The 19,338-nt window shown below is 70.5% G+C and carries 17 protein-coding genes; 4 read left to right on the forward strand and 13 right to left on the reverse strand.

The genetic code is table 11. The features are described 5' to 3' along the window. Positions 1-8: 8 nt before the first annotated feature. From NVS89_RS14700 to NVS89_RS14710, 3 genes are read right to left on the reverse strand one after another with little or no spacing between them, the layout of a single operon-like run. A complete protein-coding gene (locus NVS89_RS14700) occupies positions 9-1,085 on the reverse strand; it encodes a patatin-like phospholipase family protein (RefSeq protein WP_258733506.1) in 1,077 nt (358 codons plus the stop codon). A 25-nt stretch (positions 1,086-1,110) separates the two neighbouring features. Then, positions 1,111-3,033, reverse strand: coding sequence for an ABCB family ABC transporter ATP-binding protein/permease (locus NVS89_RS14705; RefSeq protein WP_258733507.1), 1,923 nt, complete (start codon positions 3,031-3,033; stop codon positions 1,111-1,113). Between the two features lie 24 nt (positions 3,034-3,057). Then, positions 3,058-3,459: an ArsR/SmtB family transcription factor gene (locus NVS89_RS14710; protein WP_258733508.1), complete on the reverse strand. Its 402-nt coding sequence runs from the start codon at positions 3,457-3,459 to the stop codon at positions 3,058-3,060. A gap of 176 nt (positions 3,460-3,635) precedes the next feature. On the opposite strand from NVS89_RS14710, the gene NVS89_RS14715 reads away from it, so the two are divergent. After that, the gene (locus NVS89_RS14715) at positions 3,636-4,247 is read left to right on the forward strand and encodes an LOG family protein (RefSeq protein WP_258733509.1); all 612 of its coding nucleotides are present in this window, start codon (positions 3,636-3,638) and stop codon (positions 4,245-4,247) included. A gap of 22 nt (positions 4,248-4,269) precedes the next feature. On the opposite strand, the gene NVS89_RS14720 is transcribed toward NVS89_RS14715, so the two are convergent. Next, on the reverse strand, positions 4,270-4,716 hold the full coding sequence (locus NVS89_RS14720) for a GNAT family N-acetyltransferase (protein ID WP_258733589.1): 447 nt from the start codon (positions 4,714-4,716) through the stop codon (positions 4,270-4,272). A 50-nt stretch (positions 4,717-4,766) separates the two neighbouring features. Further along, a complete protein-coding gene (gene cysS / locus NVS89_RS14725) occupies positions 4,767-6,158 on the reverse strand; it encodes a cysteine--tRNA ligase (protein WP_258733510.1) in 1,392 nt (463 codons plus the stop codon). A gap of 319 nt (positions 6,159-6,477) precedes the next feature. Here cysS and NVS89_RS14730 point away from each other — a divergent pair, with 319 nt between their 5' ends. Beyond that, positions 6,478-6,825: a hypothetical protein gene (locus NVS89_RS14730; RefSeq protein WP_258733511.1), complete on the forward strand. Its 348-nt coding sequence runs from the start codon at positions 6,478-6,480 to the stop codon at positions 6,823-6,825. 42 nt (positions 6,826-6,867) lie between these two features. On the opposite strand, the gene NVS89_RS14735 is transcribed toward NVS89_RS14730, so the two are convergent. Next, positions 6,868-7,428, reverse strand: coding sequence for a CreA family protein (locus NVS89_RS14735; protein ID WP_258733512.1), 561 nt, complete (start codon positions 7,426-7,428; stop codon positions 6,868-6,870). A gap of 195 nt (positions 7,429-7,623) precedes the next feature. On the opposite strand from NVS89_RS14735, the gene NVS89_RS14740 reads away from it, so the two are divergent. Both NVS89_RS14740 and NVS89_RS14745 read left to right on the forward strand, forming a co-directional pair. After that, positions 7,624-8,619 carry a DUF2865 domain-containing protein gene (locus tag NVS89_RS14740; protein WP_258733513.1) on the forward strand — a complete coding sequence of 332 codons (996 nt, stop codon included), beginning with the start codon at positions 7,624-7,626 and terminating at the stop codon, positions 8,617-8,619. A 139-nt stretch (positions 8,620-8,758) separates the two neighbouring features. Next, positions 8,759-8,932, forward strand: a complete 174-nt coding sequence (locus tag NVS89_RS14745) for a hypothetical protein (protein WP_258733514.1) — start codon at positions 8,759-8,761, stop codon at positions 8,930-8,932. 36 nt (positions 8,933-8,968) lie between these two features. On the opposite strand, the gene modC is transcribed toward NVS89_RS14745, so the two are convergent. From modC to glgC, 7 genes are all read right to left on the reverse strand, one after another. Beyond that, the gene (gene modC / locus NVS89_RS14750) at positions 8,969-10,072 is read right to left on the reverse strand and encodes a molybdenum ABC transporter ATP-binding protein (protein WP_258733515.1); all 1,104 of its coding nucleotides are present in this window, start codon (positions 10,070-10,072) and stop codon (positions 8,969-8,971) included. Continuing rightward, positions 10,069-10,758 carry a molybdate ABC transporter permease subunit gene (gene modB, locus NVS89_RS14755; RefSeq protein ID WP_258733516.1) on the reverse strand — a complete coding sequence of 230 codons (690 nt, stop codon included), beginning with the start codon at positions 10,756-10,758 and terminating at the stop codon, positions 10,069-10,071. Before modB ends, modC begins: the two co-directional genes overlap by 4 nt. 124 nt (positions 10,759-10,882) lie before the next feature. Continuing rightward, a complete protein-coding gene (modA, locus tag NVS89_RS14760; protein WP_258733517.1) occupies positions 10,883-11,674 on the reverse strand; it encodes a molybdate ABC transporter substrate-binding protein in 792 nt (263 codons plus the stop codon). Between the two features lie 252 nt (positions 11,675-11,926). After that, positions 11,927-12,169, reverse strand: a complete 243-nt coding sequence (locus NVS89_RS14765; RefSeq protein ID WP_258733518.1) for a hypothetical protein — start codon at positions 12,167-12,169, stop codon at positions 11,927-11,929. 223 nt (positions 12,170-12,392) lie between these two features. Further along, positions 12,393-16,547, reverse strand: a complete 4,155-nt coding sequence (glgX, locus tag NVS89_RS14770; protein ID WP_258733519.1) for a glycogen debranching protein GlgX — start codon at positions 16,545-16,547, stop codon at positions 12,393-12,395. Beyond that, on the reverse strand, positions 16,544-18,001 hold the full coding sequence (glgA, locus tag NVS89_RS14775) for a glycogen synthase GlgA (RefSeq protein ID WP_258733520.1): 1,458 nt from the start codon (positions 17,999-18,001) through the stop codon (positions 16,544-16,546). The genes glgX and glgA overlap by 4 nt, the downstream gene beginning before the upstream one ends. Positions 18,002-18,064: 63 nt before the next feature. Continuing rightward, the gene (gene glgC / locus NVS89_RS14780) at positions 18,065-19,333 is read right to left on the reverse strand and encodes a glucose-1-phosphate adenylyltransferase (protein WP_258733521.1); all 1,269 of its coding nucleotides are present in this window, start codon (positions 19,331-19,333) and stop codon (positions 18,065-18,067) included. Positions 19,334-19,338 lie beyond the last annotated feature (5 nt).

Consider the following 19,338-nt stretch of genomic DNA (forward strand, 5'->3'; position numbering starts at 1 on the left):
GCGCGCCGTCAAATGCCGCCGTCGGGCTCCGGGGCCGGCTTGCGCCGCGCGCGCCGCCGCGGCGCCACCGACATGGTGCGCCCTTCGAGCGCGCCCCGGCGCGGCCACAGCGTCTCCTCGTCGAAGAAGCGCGAGGCCATCGCCTCGCCGCGCCGGATCAGTTCGTCGATCAGTTCCGGGCTGCGGTCGAGCGTGGAGCCGTAGCCGTATTTCGCCTCGTCTAGGCCGGCGTCCAGTAGGCGGATCGTCACCGGGCGGTAGTAGTGCTGCGGCTCGCCGCGCCGCCGGCGCCGCTTCAGCTCGCCGTTGAGCGCCACGATCTCGTTGATCTTGTCGACGAAGTGCAGTTCCTGCGCCAGCGAGATGTTGCCGGCGAGCTGGTCGCGCCGGTCGCGGATCGCCTCGAAGGTCTTCGGCTCCTGCGCCACCGCGAGCGGGCTGATCTGGATCACCCACAATTCGTCGAGATCGAGGTCGAGCAGGTCGCGGATGGGCGGGTTGACGCTGAACAGCCCGTCCCACAGCACGTGCCCGCGCGTGTGCACCGCCCGGTAGAGGAAGGGCAGCGCCGCCGAGCCCAGCAGTTCGGGATAGTCGAGGTCGGTGCCGCTGAAGATGCAGCGGTCGCCCTTCAGCACGTCGGTGGCGCCGATGAACAGGTAGGGCGCGCCCGCGCGGGCCTCCTTGGTCAGTTCCTCGAGCTTCAGGAACTCCCTGAGCCAGCTGCCGAGCACCCGGTCCGCGCCGCTCTCGACCCGGTAGGGGCTGACGTCGAGCCGCCACGGCAGGCTGGCGATGGCCTGCCCCCAGTAGTTCTGCCAGGCGTCGAGCGGGGTGTCGGCCTTGGCGTGGTCCCAGAAGCGGTAGAGCCGCTCGCGCGCCTCCTGCGGGCCGCCCTGCTTCAGTCCGGTCCAGGCGAGCGCGGCGCAGATCGCCCCGCCCGAGGTGCCGCTGATGCCGGCGAGCTCGTAGCGCTCCAGCAGGTCCTTCTGCATCAGCCGCCGCAGCACGCCGGCGGTGAAGGCGGCGTGGCTTCCCCCGCCCTGGCAGGCGATGCCGACCTTCCTTGCCGCCCGCTCAGCCATGGTGCGGCTCCGTTTCGCCCGGCGCTCAGGCCGCCGCGTCGCTGGTGACGGCGCCGACCTCTTCCTCGTCCTCGGCTTCCTTCAGCGTCTCGCGGGCGCGCTCGGCCTCGCGCTGGCGCTCCCACATCGAATGGTAGAGCCCGCGGCGCAGCATCAGCTCGGCATGGGTGCCGCGCTCGGCGATGCGCCCGTGCTCCAGCACGATGATCTCGTCGGCGCCGACCACGGTCGAGAGCCGGTGCGCGATGACGAGCGTGGTGCGCCCGCGCGAGACCCGCTCCAGCGCGTCCTGGATCTCGCGCTCGGTGTGGCTGTCGAGCGCCGAGGTCGCCTCGTCGAGGATCAGGATCGGCGGGTTCTTGAGGATGGTACGGGCGATGGCGACGCGCTGCTTCTCGCCGCCGGAGAGCTTCAGCCCGCGCTCGCCGACCTCGGTCGCGTAGCCCTTGGGCGTGCGGCGCACGAAGCCGTCGATCTGCGCCAGCTCGGCCGCGCGCGCGACGTCCTCGTCGCTCGCATCGGTACGCCCGTAGCGGATGTTGTAGGCCAGCGTGTCGTTGAACAGCACCGTGTCCTGCGGGACCATGCCGATGGCGTGGCGCAGCGATTCCTGCGTCACCTCGCGCACGTCCTGCCCGTCGATCAGGATGCGGCCTTCATTGACCTCGTAGAAGCGGAACAGCAGGCGCGAGATGGTCGACTTGCCCGCCCCCGAGGGGCCGACGATCGCCACCGTGCGCCCGGCCGGCACCTCGAACGACACGCCCTTGAGGATCTCGCGGTCGGGGTCGTAGGAGAAGCGCACGTTCTCGAAGCGCACGTCCCCGCCCTTCAGCTCCAGCACGCGGGCCTGCGCCGTGTCCTTGATCTCGGGCGGCCGCGCGAGGATGGCGAACATCGCTTCGATGTCGATCAGCGACTGCTTGATCTCGCGATAGATCATGCCGAGGAAGTTCAGCGGCTGGTAGAGCTGGATCATCATGGCGTTGACCATGACGAAGGAGCCGACCGACTGCCGCCCGGCGCGGATGTCGAACACGCACAGCGCCATCACCGCCGTCAGGCCGAGCGTGAAGATCGCCGCCTGCCCGGCGTTCAGCCAGGCGAGCGAGGTGTGGGTGTGGACGGTGGCGCGCTCGTAGCGGGCCATGGAGCGGTCATAGCGCTCGGCCTCCCACTTCTCGGCGCCGAAATACTTCACCGTCTCGTAGTTGAGCAGGCTGTCGACCGCCTTGGCGTTGGCGTCGGTGTCGCTCTCGTTCATCGCCGCCCGGATACCCATCCGGTACTCGGTCATGATGAAGGTGAAGAGCGTGTAGCCGACGATCATCGCCACCGCCGCCAGAGCGTAGCGCCAGTCGAACTGCCACAGCAGCACGCCGATCACCATCGCGAATTCGAGGATGGTCGGCGCGAGGTGCAGCACCAGCATGCGCACGATGGTCTCGATGCCCTCGCGCGAGCGCTCCAGCACCCGCGTCAGCCCGCCGGTCTTGCGCTCGAGGTGGAAGCGCAGCGACAGCGCGTGCATGTGCTGGAAGGTCTCCAGCGCGAGGCGCCGCACCGCGTGCACCGCGACCCGCGCGAACAGCCCGTCGCGAAGTTGCGTCAGCCCGGCCATGACGACGCGGGCGAAGCCGTAGGCGAGGGTCAGCATCAGCGGGGCGGCGATCAGCCAGGCGATGGCATCGGTGCTGATGCGCGCGCCTTCGCTGTCGGCCACCGCGTCGGTCGCCCATTTGAAGAAGAACGGCGTCGCCATGGTGGCGATCTTGGCGAGCACCAGCAGCAGCAGGCCCCAGGCGACGCGCGCGCGCAGATCCGCCCGGTCGGCCGGCCACAGATAGGGCCACAGCCCCTTCAGCGCGACCAGCAGGCTGCCGCGCGGATTGATCTCGGAGGCTTTGGAGGGACGCGAAACGGCGGTTCCGCCATCAGGTGCGGACATTCAGCACTTCCAATTCTGCTTCGGTCAGGCCGAGACCGGCCCGGATTCGTTCGTTGACGTGCAGATGGGGGCCGCGGACGCCGGCGCCAAGGCCGGCGCCTGCAGGGCTGGGCTGCGCCCCTCCCCCGCCGCGCCGGACAGCAGCTCCATCAGCGTGGTGAATTCGCCGGCCAGCGCCGCGAAGGCCGCGCGGTCGAGGCAATAGCAGGAGCGCGGCCCCTCGATGGCGCCGGTGATGAGGCCCGCCTCCTTCAGCACCTTGAGATGCTGCGAGACGGTCGATTGGGCGAGCGGCAGGCCGCGCACGATGTCGCCGCACTGGCAGCGCTCGGCACGCGCCAGCGCACGCACGATGGCGAGCCGCGCCGGATGGGCGAGCGCGCGCAGGCGCAGGGCGAGGAGATCGTCGGCCACGGGATCGATCATGGCAATCGTTTATCGTCGATTGACGATGGAGGCAAGTCCGGGCGCAGGAACCTTCCTGCCCGGCGGCCCGTTGCCTTGCCGTCGCCGCGGCAGCGTCGTTTGCGCGCGGCCGCGGCGGATGCGATGGATGATCGAGGCGCTTGCCCGCGTCCCTCTCGCCATGCACCATGTGAGCCATGTCGAAAATCAGAAGCGTATGCGTTTATTGCGGAGCCGCCCCCGGGGACGATTCCATCTACATCGACAGCGCCATCGCGCTCGGCCACCAGCTGGCGCGCGAGGGCATCCGCCTGATCTATGGCGGCGGCGGTGTCGGCCTGATGGGTGCCACGGCGCGCGCCTGCGCCGAGGCCGGCGGCATGGTCACCGGCATCATCCCCGATTTCCTGATCGGCAAGGAGCAGGCCTTCGAGCACGCCCATGAACTGGTCGTCACCAAGGACATGCACGAGCGCAAGCGGCTGATGTTCGAGCGGGCGGACGCCTTCATCGCCCTGCCCGGCGGCATCGGCACGCTGGAGGAGCTGGTCGAGCAGATGACCTGGGTGCAGCTCAACCGCCACCGCAAGCCGGTGATGGTGCTCAACATCGCCGGCTTCTGGAAGCCGCTGCTGACCCTGATCGACCACATGCAGACGACCGGCTTCATCAACGGCGCGCGCCCGGTGCGGCTGCTGGTCGCCAACGAGGTGAGCGCGGTCCTGCCCCAGCTCCAGTCCGCAGTTGCGACCGTCGCCGAGGGGGCGCTGCACGGTGAGGCCGAGGAGAGCGTGCTCGACCGGATGTGAGGAGAGCCGGCCCGCCGCCCGCTCAGTGCGTGGTCGGCGGCTCGCCGAGGGTCTTTTCCATCGTCGTGTTGCCGAGCCAGACGCCGCCGCGCGGCACCGTGTTGCGGCTCTTGGGCACGAAGCCGCGCTTCTGGAAGAAGCCGAGCGCGGTATCGCTCGCATCGACAGCGAGCACCTTCGCCCCGCGTGCGCCCGCCAGCTTCTCCACCGCGTCGTAGAGCAGCGCGCCGACGCCCTGCCCGGCGGCTTCCGGGTGCACGAAGAGCATGTCGATCAGCCGGTTGTCGGCGAGCGCGATGAAGCCGACCGGCTCGCCCTCGCGCGTCGCCACCAGCGTCAAATGGTCGGCGAGGCGCCGGGCCAGCGCCGCCTCGTCGCCGGCCGACTCGGCCCAGGCTTCCTGCTGGTCCTCGTCATAGTCCTCGCCGGTCAGCCCGAGGATCGCCTCGCGCGCGATCTCGGACAGCATCGGCACGTCGGCCGGCAGCGCCGGGCGCAGCGCGGCGGCGGGCGCCGGGCTCACCGCCGCGGCTCCCAGCTCGTGGTGCCGTCCTTGTTGTCCTTCAGCGCCACGCCGAGCGCGAGCAGCTCGTCGCGGATGCGGTCGGAGGTGGCGAAATCGCGGTTGCGCCGCGCCTCGATGCGCTCGGCGATGCGGGCCTCCACCTCCTCGGGCGCGATGTCGAGCGTGGGCGCGCGCCCGGCCGCCCAGCTCCTGAGCGGTGCCTCGCTGAAGCCGAGGAAGGCGAGCGTGCCGCCCAGCGCCTTCTTGCCGGCATGGTCCTTCAGCGCGTGCATCTCGGCGATCGCCTTCGGCGTGTTGAGGTCGTCGGCGAGCGCCTCCAGCACCGCCGGCGCCGGGCGCGGATAGGCGTCGGGGGCGGCGGCGTCGAACCACTGCTCCAGCGTCTTCGCGCTCTCCTCAAGGCCCTTCAGCGTCCAGTCGATCGGCTGGCGGTAATGGGTCTTCAGCATGTTGAGGCGCAGCACGTCGCCCGGCCAGTCCGCCAGCAGGTCGCGGATGGTGACGAAGTTGCCGAGCGACTTCGACATCTTCTCGCCTTCCACCTGCAGGAAGCCGTTATGCATCCAGACCTTGGCCATGATGCCGGTGTGGAAGGCGCAGCGCGACTGCGCGACCTCGTTCTCATGGTGCGGGAAGACGAGGTCGATGCCCCCGCCATGGATGTCGAAGGTCTCGCCGAGATGGCGCCACGACATGGCCGAGCACTCGATGTGCCAGCCCGGGCGCCCGTTCACGTCGATGCCCGCCGGCGAGGGCCAGCCCGGCTCGCCGGGCCGCGAGGGCTTCCACAGCACGAAGTCCATCGCGTCGCGCTTGTAGGGGGCGACGTCGACGCGCGCGCCCGCCAGCATCTCGTCAAGCGGGCGGTGCGAGAGCTCACCGTAATCGGGCATCGAGGGCACGGAGAACAGCACGTGGTTCTCCGCCACATAGGCGTGGCCGGAGGCGACCAGCTTCTCGATCAGCGTCCGCATCTCGGCGATGTGCTCGGTCGCGCGCGGCTCCACGTCGGGATGCATCACGCCCAGCGCCTCGAGGTCGTCGTGGAACTGCGCCTCGGTGGCGAAGGTCACCTTGGCGATCGCCTCGTTGAGGTCGAGCCCGGGATATTCGCCCGCCGCGCGCGCGTTGATCTTGTCGTCCACGTCGGTGATGTTGCGCACATACTTCACGTGGTCGGCGCCGTAGAGATGGCGCAGCACCCGGTACAGCAGGTCGAACACGATCACCGGCCGCGCATTGCCGATATGCGCGTAGTCATAGACCGTCGGGCCGCACACATACATCCGCACCAGCGCCGGATCGAGCGGCGCGAAGCCCTCCTTGGCGCGGGTCAGCGTGTTGTAGAGTTTCAGCTCGGGAAGCCCCGCCTGTGCGTCCGACATCGATATTCGCCTTCGAAATTGTGCTGCCCGGCACGGGCGGCGCCGCGTCTGTCCCCGGTTTGGCCGGCCGCGTCAAGCGTGCGGGCTGAAAAGGCCCGGTACGCGCTTCCTGCTTTCGCGAAAGCGCTGCCATTCGCCACAGACTATCCCTGTTCCCATCACATCCGTGGCAGTTGACGCAAGCCGGGCGGTGGCGCTATCAGCGCGCCGCTGCTTGCGAACGCCCCGGGTGCGGAAAAAACGTTAAGCCTCGCTTCAAACCTTTTCGCCACATTCACGTTGTCGTCAGCCGCTCCGTAACCCCAACCGACGAAATCCCATGCGTTCTGCCTCGAGCCTGCGCTTCGCCCTGTTCGCCGCTGCCCTCGCCTGCGCGCCGTCGCTGGCGCTCGCCCAGGGGCCGATCACCAAGATGTTCGTCGTCGACAGCTCGGATGGCTACGGCATCGACACCTGCCTCTCCGCCGGCGATGCCTGCGGTCAGGCGGTCGCCGACGCCTGGTGCCGGGTCCATGACTTCCAGCGCGCCGCCAGCTACGGCAAGGCCGCGAGCCTGGTGAAGCTGGTCGCCGGCAAGCCGGCCGCCTCCGACGCCGCGGCCGCCCCGGTCCCGGCCTGCCTCGGCGGCACCTGCGCCGAGACGGTGACCATCACCTGCAGCCAGTAGGCAGGGAAAGGCGCCGGGCGCCCTTCCCGTCCCGCCCGGCCCTCACTTCACGAAATCCGCGCAGCGCGGCGCCTCGTTGGTCGCGCCCCACGGCATGATCGGCACCGTCGAGGTCGAGTTCTTCGGGCTGCCGTCGATCAGCTTGTCGGAATAGACGAGATAGACCAGCACGTTACGCTTGGTGTCACAGCCGCGCACGATCTGCATCTTCTTGAAGATCAGCGAGCGGCTCTCGCGGTAGACCACGTCGCCCTGCTCGAACTTGCCCTTGAACGAGATCGGCCCGATCTGCCGGCAAGCGATCGAGATGTCCGACACCTCCTCCGCCACGCCCAGCATGCCCTTGACCCCGCCGCGCTCGGGGATGGTGTAGTGGCAGGCGACGCCCTCCACGACCGGGTCGTCGATGCCATAGGTGGCGAGCTTGTCGTCGGGGGTGAGAAACTTCCACACCGTCGACTTCTTGAAGATCAGGTCCGGCTCCTGCGCCGCCGCCGGCAGCAGGCCGGCGAGGCCGGTCGCGATGACGAGCGCGAGAACGGCGAGAAGGCGGGCCGGTCCCCGCGAGGCGGTGGGTGGGGTCGTCGGACGTAGGGGTGTCATGAGGTGGGCTCCGTTCGGGTCCGCCCGCATATGGGCATGCCCGCCGCCCGGCGCAAAGCGGGGCCGGCCGCGACCGGTCCGCCTTCAAACTTTCGACACCCTCGGCGTGCTCATTGCCCCCGACGCCCGATTCCGGCACACAGGGCGAACGAGACCGGCCCGCGGCCGGCACGCCCGAATGATGAAGCTCGGTTGATGATGCTCTTGCGCCTTCACGCCTTCCGCCCGCTCGCCCTCCTTGCCTCCCTCGCGATGCTGAGTGTCGCCGCCCGGGCGCAGGACATGCCGCCCAACGCGCAGGCGGGTGGCGACCGGTCGGCCTGCATCCGGCTCGAAGGCCAGCTCGCCGCGCTCGATCGTGGCGGCGGCGGGCAGCGCGACCTTTCCCAGGCCATCGCCCAGCAGCAGCAGCAGGTCGCCAACCTGTCCGCCCAGGTCCGGCAGATGGGCTGCGACAAGCGCGGCTTCCTCATCTTCCAGCCGCAGCTTCCCCCGCAGTGCCAGGGCCTGAACCGCCAGCTCACCGACGCCCGCTCCGCGCTCGACCGCACCATGATGCAGGCGCGCAACCAGCGCTCGGGCAATGACGACCAGCGCCGGCAGCTCATCTACGCCCTCGCCCAGAACAATTGCGGCGCGCAGTACCAGGCGGCGCTCGGCCAGGGCTCGGTCGGCGGCGCGAACGGGGCGCCGCGCCGCGCACCGCGCAACTTCTTCGAGACTCTGTTCGGCGTCCCGCGCGAGGAATCCGAGCCGCTCGACGTCCAGCCGCTCGAAATGCCCAAGGTCTCGACTTACCGCACCGTCTGCGTGCGCACCTGCGACGGCTTCTTCTTCCCGCTCTCCTATGCCGCCACCCCGGCGCGCTTCTATTCGGACGAGCAGGCCTGCCAGCGCCAGTGCCCCGGCACCGAGGCGCGGCTGTTCGCCTATCGCAACCCGGGCGAGGACATCGAGCAGGCGGTCGCAACCAACGGCCAGCCCTACATGTCGCTGCCCAACGCGCTGCTCTACAAGAAGCAGTTCGTGCCCACCTGCTCCTGCCGCCCGGCGGGCGAGAGCTGGGCGCAGGCGCTCGGCGCGCAGCAGGACACGACGGTGCGCAAGGGCGACATCATCGTCACCGAGGACGCCTCGCGCGAGATGGCCCAGCCCCGCCCGGCCGACGGCCCCGTCAGCAAGAAGCCCTGAGCGGCCCGGATCGGGCGGCCCGGCCGCCCGGGTCCGGCGGGCGCGATACAACCAAAGGTTGCTATACACCTTCCTTTCCGTCATATGTCGAACGCGCGGCCGCACCCGGCCGCGCCAGACATGGATGGGGGGAAACGCCATGCTCTTCCGAATGACCACCGCGACGCTCGCCGGGCTCGCCATGCTCACGACACTTGCCATGGTCGGCTTCGCGCCGGCGGCCGAGGCGCATGGCGGCGGCTGCCGCAAGAATTCGCCGCCCGGCCAGTGCTGCCACATGGACCGGCAGGCCGGCACCAGCCACTGCCACTGACGTCTTTCGGACGGAGGCGGGACCGAGGCGCAGGCGCTACTCGCGCGCCTCGAAATCGGTGGTGCGGCTGTCCACCGCCACGGTCTTGATCATCGCCCAGACGGCGAGGCCGGGGCGCAGGGCGAGCCGCTCCGCGCTCTCGCGCGTCACCATGGCAGCGAGGTGGCCCTCACCGACCTTCAGCACCACGTCGGCATAGGGCCCCTCGAGCAGCCGGACCTCCTCCACCGTTGCCAGCAGCAGGTTGGAGACCGAGACCTCCTCGGGCCTGGCCAGCGCGATCGCGACGTCGCGCGCGCGCACTCTTGCGCGCACCGGCGCACCGATCGGCATCTCCACCCGCGGCACCCTGAGCGACCCGCCGAAGAAGGCGAGGTCGGACAGGCCGTAACGCTCGTCGTGCCGGCTCACCGTGCAGGCGATCAGCGTGCCGAGGTCGAAGCGCCCGACCACCGGCAGGATTTCCGGCGCCGACATCACCTCGCCCACCGGCCCCGCGGCGACCAGCCGCCCCTCGCGCAGCGCCACGACCATGTCGGCGAGGCGCAGCACCTCGTCGATGGCATGGCTGACATAGAGGATCGGCAGCCGCATCTCGTCGCGCAGGCGTTCGAGGTAGGGCAGGATCTCCGCCTTCCGCGCCGCGTCGAGCGCGGCCAGCGGCTCGTCCATCAGGAGCAGGCGCGGCTGGGCCAGCAGCGCCCGGCCGATGGCGACGCGCTGGCGCTCGCCGCCCGAGAGCGTGTGCGGCCGGCGCGCCAGCAGGTGGCCGATGCCGAGCAGTTCCACCACTGCCTCGAAGCGGATCGGACGCTCCTTCGCCCGGCTGCGCCGTTCGCCATAGCGCAGGTTGCGCTCGACGCTCATATGCGGGAACAGCCGCGCATCCTGGAACACGTAACCCGCCCGGCGCGCCTCGATCGGCACGTCGATGCCGCGCGCGCTGTCGAAGAACGGCTCGCCGTCGATAGCGATACGCCCGCTATCGGGCCGCACGACGCCGGCCACCGACTGGATGATGGTGGTCTTGCCAGCGCCCGAGCGGCCGAACAGCGCCGTCACGCCCGAGGTCGGCGCCGCGAAGCCGGCCTCCAGCGAGAAGCCGCCGGGGCGGTCGATGCGGATATCGATCTCGATCATGCCCGTCCGATCATCACGCGGATTCGCCGGTCGACCAGGCTGGCGAGCAGCAGCGAGCCGAGCGCGAGCACCACCGACACCACGGTGAGGCGGATCGCCATGGCGTCGCCGTCGGGAAGCTGGGTCGCGCTGTAGATGGCGAGCGGGATGGTGCGGGTGCGCCCCTCGATGTTCGACACGAAGGTGATGGTGGCGCCGAATTCGCCCAGCGACGCCGCCAGCGACAGCAGCGCGCCGGAGAGGATGCCGGGCAGCATCAGCGGCAGGGTGATGGAGAAGAACACGTCGAGCCGCGAGGCGCCGAGCGTGCGCGCGGCGGTCTCCAGCCCCCGGTCCACCGCCTCCAGCGCCAGCCGGATCGCGTTGACCGAGAGCGGGAAGCTGATCACCGCCGCCGCCACCGTCGCGCCGGCGGTGGTGAAGATGAGCTTTATGCCGAACCAGGCGTCGAGATACTGGCCGATCGAGCCGCGCGCGCCCAGCGTCAGCAGCAGGATGTAGCCGACCACGACCTTGGGCAGCACCAGCGGCAGGTAGACCACGCCGTCGAAGAGACCCTTGCCCGGGAAGGAGCTGCGCGCCAGCAGCCAGGCCGCGAGCACCGCGAAGGGCAGGCTCCAGAAGGTCGCCCAGAAGGCCACCTTCAGGCTGAGATAGACCGCGACCCATTCCTCGGGTGTGAGCATCCGGACCTCAAACGCGTCATGCCGGCCGACAGGCGGCCGGCTCCGGCACGGTGCCGGGAAATGGCCGCGCGATCCCGGCCCGCCGCGCGGGGCGCCGGGATCGCGTCGGCACGACCGGGACGGATTATTTCACCACGACGCCGGAGTTGGCAAAGATCTCCTTAGCTTCCGGCGAAACGAGGAAATCGAAGAACGCCTTGGCCGCCGGCGTGTCCTGCCCCTTCACGATCTCGAACGGATATTCGATCGCCGGGTGCGAATCCGCGGGGAAGGTGCCGACCACCTTCACGTCCTTGGTGATGGCCGCGTCGGTCGAGTAGACCACGCCCGCCGTCGCCTCGCCGCGCTCCACCAGCGCCAGCGCGGCGCGCACATTTTCGGCGCCGACGACGTGCGACTTCACCGTGTCCCACTGGCCGAGGCTGGTCAGCGCGGTCTTGGCGTAGATGCCGACCGGCACGCTGTCGGTGAGGCCGGTGACGAGCTTGCCGTCCGCGCCGAGGAAGGCTTTCCAGTCGAACGACTTGTCGAGCGTCACGGGCTTGGCCGTGCCCGCCGGCATGATCAGCACCAGGCTGTTGCCGATCGGGGTGACGCGGGTGTCCTTCAGCGTCAGGCCCTTCTCCTCGGTGAAGTCCATCCACTTGGTGTCGGCCGAGGCGAAGATCGAGGCGGGCGCGCCGGACTGGAGCTGCTTGGCGAGCGCCGAGGAGCCGGCGAAGGAGAAGGTCACTTTCTTGCCGGTCTTCGCCGTATAGGCCTTGCCGATGTCCTGGAACGCGTTGGTCAGGCTCGAGGCGGCGAAGACGATGGGCGTCTCGTCGGCCCGCGCCTCGCGCAGGGCGAGCGGCGCCAGCAGGGCGGAAGCGAGCGCGAGGGTCGCGGCGGCGCGAAGGAAGGAACGGCGGGACGGCATGGCTGGGCTCCCCTGATCATATATCCAGCGGTATACATATATCCATCCATATACATGATTAAATACGGAATGCCAGCCGTCGGGCACCCCCGCACCGCCTCGGATTTCATGAAGCAACGATTTTCGCGCGTCTTCGGCGGCCGCACAGGCGCGCGCGGCCCGCGGGCGGCCTGCCGCGAGCGTCCATGGGGCGGCGCGGGCGCGCCCTACCCCGAAAGATGGAATGTCGTCAGAAAGGCATCCGGGTGAGGATCAGCCGATCACACCCGGATAGCTTGCCGCCTCTACGGCGACACGCTCGGCCTCGGGCACGAGCTCCCATGCGGGAAACGCCTCGCCGTCCTTGCCGAACACGATGGAGGGACCATGGCTGACCGTGCGTCCGCCATTGCCGTCATCCACCACGGAGAATTCGTAGATGTGGTGCGCCACTTTGTGCATCACGCGCACGGTGGAAGGCGAAAGAGTGACGATGTCGAATTCGCCATACGGCATGTCGTTCCCCTCCCTCTCCGCTCGATGGCGGCTGGACCGGCCGCTTGGCGCGGCTCGGCGCAACGCGACACTGGTTCGCGATTAGCAGACTTTGGTCGAGCTTGCGCGCCTCGACAACGAAAAAATAACCATGCGCAGTGCGGTAGGAAAAAGCGGTGGATAATCCACGTCTTGCTGCGCCGCGAAGGCGGGGCGGGCGCGGCGCGATCCTGCCGCAGCGAGCCTAGCCCTCACCCCGGCCGCGCTCGTGCGCCATCGCGTCGAGCGTGCCGCGCGCGCGGGCGCCCTCGAAGATGGCCCCCGCGGTGTGCGCCATGCGCCGGCGCCAGTTCGGCCGCTCCCGGTCGGTGCCGGGCAGGTTGACCGCGGCCAGTTCGCCGGCGAGGTCGTCGAGCTGGGCCAGGGCGAGCATCGAGCCGGTGCGGGCGATGAAGGCGTGCACCGCCGCCACGAAGCTGTCGTCGAGCGGCGCGTCCGGCGCCAGCGCGGCCGCGATCAGGCCCTCCTGCAGCAGCGCCGCGCCGAGCCGCGCCTTCTCCGCCGCCCGCTCGGCGAGCGCGGCCACGCGCGTGGCATCGGTCTCCAGCCCCAGCGAATGGCGCTCGTCTATGTCGGCGCCGACCCACCAGCCCGCCAGCGTCGGCAGGTCGTGGGTGGAGACGCAGGCCGCCGCCGCCTGCGGGTAGTCCTCCGGCGGCGCGAAGGTGCCGTCGCGCCGCTCGAACCACAGCACCCGGTAGGAAAGCATGCGCTCCCCGCCAAGCTGCTCGCGCATGCCGGCCGGCACGGTTCCGAGGTCCTCGCCGACCACGAGGCACTTCGCCCGCTCGCTCTCCAGCGCCACCTGCCCCGCCATGTCCTCGAACGGCATGGCGACATAGGCCCCCTCCGCCGCCCCCTCGCCGCGCGGCATCAGGAACAGGCGCCGCAGGCCCATCACATGGTCGATCCGGAGCGCCCCGGCATGGCGCATGTTCGTCTCCACCAGCCGCGCGAAGCTGCGATAGCCGTCGCGCTGCAGGGCCAGCGGGTCGAAGGGCGGCAGGTTCCAGTTCTGCCCCTCCGGGCCCAGCGGGTCGGGCGGCGCGCCGATGGTCACGCCCTGCATCAGCATGCCGGCCTCCGACCACGCCTCCGCCCCGTCCATCGCCGTGCCGACGGCAAGGTCCCGGTAGAAGCCGAGCTCCAGCCCCGCCTCGCGCGCCTTCGCGGCGGCGGCGGCGAACTGGCGGTCGGCGACCCATTGCAGCCACAGCACGAAGCGCACCTCGCGCTCATTGGCCCAGGCGAACGCCTCCACCGCCGGGTCGGCGGAGGCGGCGAGCCCGTCCGGCCAGTCGCGCCAGTTGGTGCCCGGATGCATTCCCGAGATCACCTCGAAGGTCGCGAAGCGCCTCAGCGTCGTTCCGCCCTCGGCGACGAAACTGTCGAAATCGGGGTCAGGCGCCGCCTCGAAGCCGGCGAAGGCCGCGCGCAGCGCCGCCTCCTTGCCCGCCCAGACGCGCGGATAGTCGACCGAGCCCAGCGCCGCCAGCGGTGCGAAAGGCGCCGCATCGCCGCCCAGCGCGGCGACGTCGATATAGATCGGGTCGAGGAAGCGCCGGTCGGAGGGCGAATAGGGGCTCGCCCGCTCGCGGTCGGCGAGGAACAGCGCGTGCAGCGGGTTGAGGCCGAGCACCGCCCCGCCCGCCTGCGCCACCCGCGCGCCGAGGTCGGCCAGCGCGGTGAAGTCGCCGATGCCCTGGTCGCCCGTCTCGCGCCGCAGCGTGTAGAGATGCGCGGCGACGCCGAAGCACCGCCCGCCCTGCTCCAGCGCCGGCGGCAGGTAGCAGGCGCGCGGCGCCACGGTGAGGAGGCAGGTCTCGTCGCCCAGCGTCAGCGTGTGCCGGCCCACCGGCAGCTCGGGCAGCGTCACCGTGTTCGCCTGCGCCAGCCGCCCGTCCGGCCGCTCCAGCGTGTGCCGCTCGCCCTCGCCGGGGCGGACGGCGAACTCCATCTCGCTGCCGTCCTCGAGCTTGAGGCCGAGGTCGAGCCGGCGCGGCGCGCTCGCCGCCGCCCCGCCGAGCCGCAGCGTGCGCGGCTCGCCCACCCGCAGCACCCGGGCGAAGGGCACGCCATGGGCGAAATGCTGGTCGGAAAGCTTGGCGAGGCTGTCGCGCACCTCGCCCGCCCCCTGCGCGGACAGGCGCAGCGCGGCGAGCAGGGAGCGCTTGGTGTCGTCGCTGACGCTATGGCGCGTGCCGTTCACGTCCCACCATTCCGGGGCGATGCCGGCGGCCGAGGAAAGCTTCTCCAGCAGCGCGGGGTCCGAGCCGCGCCCCGGCGTACCGGGCACCGACTGCTCGACCAGCACCTGCACCGAACGCGGCGCCAGCGGATCGCCCGCGCCCGCGCCCGCGCCCGCCGGCCGAGCCGTGTCGGCGGCGACGTGCCAGCCCAGTCCCTCGCGGGGCGCCGGCAGGGTGAGCTCGCGCGCCTCGTCGGATGCGTTGAGCGCCACCGCCACCCGGTCCGCCGGCGCGTCGCCGGAAGCGGGCACGTAGAACACCGCCACCAGCGTCCGGTTGCCGCCATCCTCCCACGGCACCGGCCCGCCCTCGGGCGCGCGCCACTCGACGTCGGCGATCCCGCTCGCATCGACCGGCCGCCCGGTGAGCGGCGCCTCGCCGCGCAGCGCCGGGTGCGCCCGCCGCAGCGCGATCAGGCGCGCGGTGAAGGCGGCGAGTTCCTCGTCCACCTTGGACCAGTCGAGCCAGGTCAGCTCGTTGTCCTGCGCATAGGCATTGTTGTTGCCGGCCTGCGAGCGGGCGCATTCGTCGCCCATGGTCAGCATCGGCGTGCCGCGCGCGATGATGAGCGTCGCCAGAAGCGCCCGCATGTCGCCATGGCGTGCCGCCATCACGCCGGCATCGTCGGTCCAGCCTTCGACGCCGTGGTTCCAGCTGTGGTTGTCGTCGGTGCCGTCGCGGTTTCCCTCGCCGTTCGCCTCGTTGTGCTTGTGCTCGAACGAGACCAGATCGGCCAGGGTGAAGCCGTCATGGGCGGTGATGAAGTTGATCGCGCGCGAGAGCGGCCGCCGCCGCGCCGCGAACACGTCGGCCGAGCCCGAGAGCCGGGTCGCGAGCTCGCCCACCGCCCCGCCGTCGCCGCGCCAGAAGCGCCGCGCCGCGTCGCGGAACTTGTCGTTCCATTCCGCCCAGTTGGCCGGGAACTGCCCGACCTGATAGCCCCCCGGCCCGATGTCCCAGGGTTCGGCGATCAGCGCCAGCTCGCGAAGCTGCGGGTCCTGCTGCAGGGCGGCGAAGAACGGCGCCTCGGGGTCGAACCCGTCCGGCCGGCGCCCCAGCGTCGCCGCGAGGTCGAACCGGAAGCCGTCGAGCCCCGCCCCGGCCCAGCGCCGCAGCATGTCCATGCCGAGCCGCATCACCGGCATGCGCTCCAGCGCCAGCGTGTTGCCGGTGCCGGCGTCGTTGATCAGCCGGCCCGCATCCTCGCGGGCGTGGCGGTAATAGGTCGCGTTGTCGAGCCCGCGCAGGCTGACGGTGGGGCCGAACACGTCGCTCTCGCCGGTGTGGTTCAGCACCACATCCAGCACCACCCTTATGCCCGCCTCGTGCAGCGCCTCGATGGCGCGGCGCACCTCGGTGAAGCCACCCGGCGCGAGGCGCGGGTCCGGCGCGCCGAACACCACCGGGTTGTAGCCCCAGTAATTGGACAGGCCGAGCGGCGGCAGGTGGCGCTCGTCGATCCACGCCATGGAAGGCATCAGCTCGACCGTGGTCACGCCGAGCTTGACCAGATGCTCCAGCGCCGGCGGCTGGGCGAGCGCGGCGAAGGTGCCGCGCATCTCGAGCGGGATCGCCGGGTGCTGTCTGGTGAAGCCGCGCACGTGCAGCTCGTAGAACACCTCGTCGTCCCAGGGGAACGAGCCGGCGCGGGAGGGCGGCTCGGCGGTCGGGTGGGCGACGATCGCCTTCGGCACCAACCCCGCGCTGTCGACCTCGTCGCGCGGCGCGCCGTGGGCGCGCGTGTCGAACAGCGCCGGCGCCAGCACGAACGGCCGGTCGAGCCGGCTCGCATAGGGGTCGACCAGCAGCTTGTAGGGGTTGAAGCGGTGTCCTTCCTGCGGCGCCCACGGACCTGCGGCGCGCAGGCCGTAGCGCGCCCCCGGCGGCACGCCGCCGATATGGCCGTGGAACACGTCCCCCGTTCGCGCGGGCAGCGCGAGGCGGGCGATCTCGCGCTCGCCCTTCGCGTCGAACAGGCAGAACTCGATCCGTTCGGCATGGGCCGAAAACACCGCGACATTGACGCCGCGCGCATCGGCGGTGACGCCCAGCGGCTCCGGCGAGCCCGGCTCGAGCCGGTGCTCGCTCAAGCCCCGCGCTCCGCCGCGAGGGTGCGGTAGAGCCGGTCATATTCGACCGCCGCCCGCTCCCACGAGACGTCGGTCGCCATCGCGTTGCGCTGCAGCTTCGCCCACAGCGCCGGCTTGCCCCACAGCGCGTGGGTGCGCCGCAGCGCCTGCCGCAGCGCCGGCCCGGTGACGGGGGAGAACTGAACGCCCGTCCCCACGCCGATCGAGCACGCCATCTCGTTGGCGTCGATCACCGTGTCGGCGAGCCCGCCGACCCGCGCCACCACGGGCAGCGCGCCGTAGCGCAGCGCCGCGAGCTGGGTCAGCCCGCAGGGCTCGAAGCGCGAGGGCACGATCAGCGCGTCCGAGCCCGCCTGCACCAGATGCGCCATCCCCTCGTCATAGCCGAACCAGGCGGCGATCCGCCCGGCATGGGCCTCCGAGGCGCCGGAGAAGCGGCCCGACAGATCGGCATCGCCCGAGCCCAGCAGCGCGAGCTGGGCGCCCATGTCGAGCAGCGTGCCGATATTCTCGGCCAGCAGGTCGAGCCCCTTCTGCCAGGACAGCCGGCTCACAACGCCGAACAGCAGCGCGCCGGGGTCCTCGTCGAGCCCGAGGCGCCGCTGCAGCTCCGCCTTGTTGGCCGCCCGCGCCTTCAGCCGCCGGGCATCGAAGCGCGCCGGCAGGTGCTCGTCGGCCATCGGGTCCCAGGCCTCGGTGTCGAGCCCGTTGAGGATGCCGGAGAGCACGTCGGCACGGTCGTTCAGCAGCCCTTCCAGCCCCATGCCGCCCTCCGGCAGCAGGATTTCGCCGGCATAGCTGGGCGAGACGGTGGTGATGCGGTCGGCGAGCTTCAGCCCGGCCTTCAGGTAACCCACCGTCCCGTAATACTCGATGCCGTGGATCGAGAACGCCTCGGGCGGGAAGCCGAGATGGGCGGCGATCGCGCCGGGGAATTTGCCCTGGAACGCCATGTTGTGGATCGTCATCACCGTCCCGGGCCGCCACCCGCCGGAATAGTGCAGATAGGCCGGCGCCAGCCCCGCCTGCCAGTCATGGGCATGGACCACCTGCGGCACGAAGCCGGGCACCAGCCCGCGCCCGATGCCCGAGGCGACCGCGCTGAGCGCGGCGAAGCGCTCGGCATTGTCGCTCCAGTCGGCGCCGGTCTCGTCGACATAGGGGCCGCCCGGGCGGTCGAACAGGTGCGGGGCGTCGATGACGAACAGGTCGAGCCCGGCCGCCTTCGCCGCCAGCAGCCGCGCCGGGCCGCCGAACAGATGGTCGAAATGATAGACCGGCTCCGCCTCGACCATCGCGCCGAGCACGGCGGGATAGCCGGGGATGAGCGTGTGCATCTCCACGCCGTGGCGCGCCAGAGCCGCCGGCAGCGCGCCGGCGACATCGGCCAGCCCGCCCGTCTTCACCAGCGGATAGACCTCGGAGACGACCGAAAGAACCTTGAACTCAGACACGCAGCCGTCCCCGTATCCCCAACCCCGCTACCATAGCACCCGGGCGCCGCCCCGTCCGGCCGGCTAGAGCTCCAGCCGGTCGATCATCGACTGGGTGATCAGGCAGATCCCCTTGTCGGTGCGCCGGAAGCGCTTGGCGTCCAGCTCCGGGTCCTCGCCGACGACGAGGCCCTCGGGAATGCGCACATGGGAATCGATCACCACGTTCTTCAGCCGCGCCGAGCGGCCGACCTCGACATAGGGCAGGATCACCCCGTTCTCGATCGAGCCGTAGGAGTTCACCCGCACGCCGGTGAACAACAGCGCGCGGCGCAGCGACGAGCCGGAGATGATGCACCCGCCCGAGACCAGCGAGGAGATCGCCTGCCCGCGCCGGCCCTCGTCGTCATGCACGAACTTGGCCGGCGGCGTGATCTCGGCATAGGTCCAGATCGGCCAGTCGCGATCGTAGAGATCGAGCTCGGGCACCACGCCGGTGAGGTCGATATTGGCCTCCCAATAGGCGTCGACCGTGCCGACGTCGCGCCAATAGGGCGCGGTCTCCATGTCCGAGCGCACGCAGGAGCGCGAGAAGTGGTGCGCGCAGGCTTTGCCGTGCTTGACGATGTAGGGGATGATGTCCTTGCCGAAATCGTGGGTCGAGTGCGGGTCGGCCGCGTCGCGGCGCAGCTGCTCGATCAGGAACGCGGTCTCGAACACGTAGATGCCCATCGAGGCCAGCGCCTTGTCCGGCCGGCCCGGCATGGAGGGCGGCTGCTTCGGCTTCTCCAGGAAGGAGAGGATGTTGTCGTTCTCGTCGACATGCATCACGCCGAACGCGGTCGCCTCGTCGAGCGGCACCTCGAGGCAGCCGACCGTCACGTCGGCCCCCTGGTCGACATGCTGCTGCAGCATGAACTCGTAGTCCTGCTTGTAGACGTGGTCGCCGGCCAGGATGATGATGTGCTGGGTGCCGTAGGCCTCGATGATGTCGAGGTTCTGGAACACGGCGTCCGCCGTTCCCAGATACCACATGCTCTCGGAGACGCGCTGGCTCGCCGGCAGCACGTCGAAGCTCTCGTTGCGCTCGTGGCGGAAGAAGTTCCAGCCACGCTGCATGTGCCGGATCAGGCTGTGCGCCTGGTACTGGGTGGCGACGCCGATGCGGCGTATGCCCGAATTGAGCGCATTCGACAGCGTGAAATCGATGATGCGCGACTTGCCGCCAAAATAGACCGCCGGCTTGGCGCGCCGGTCCGTCAGTTCCATCAGGCGGCTGCCTCGTCCTCCGGCGAGCACATAGGCCATGGCCGTGCGGGCGAGCGGAGCGTTGTGGGACAACCGTGGTGCCATGTAGC

The organism is Ancylobacter mangrovi (assembly GCF_024752355.1).
GTDB lineage: Bacteria > Pseudomonadota > Alphaproteobacteria > Rhizobiales > Xanthobacteraceae > Ancylobacter > Ancylobacter mangrovi.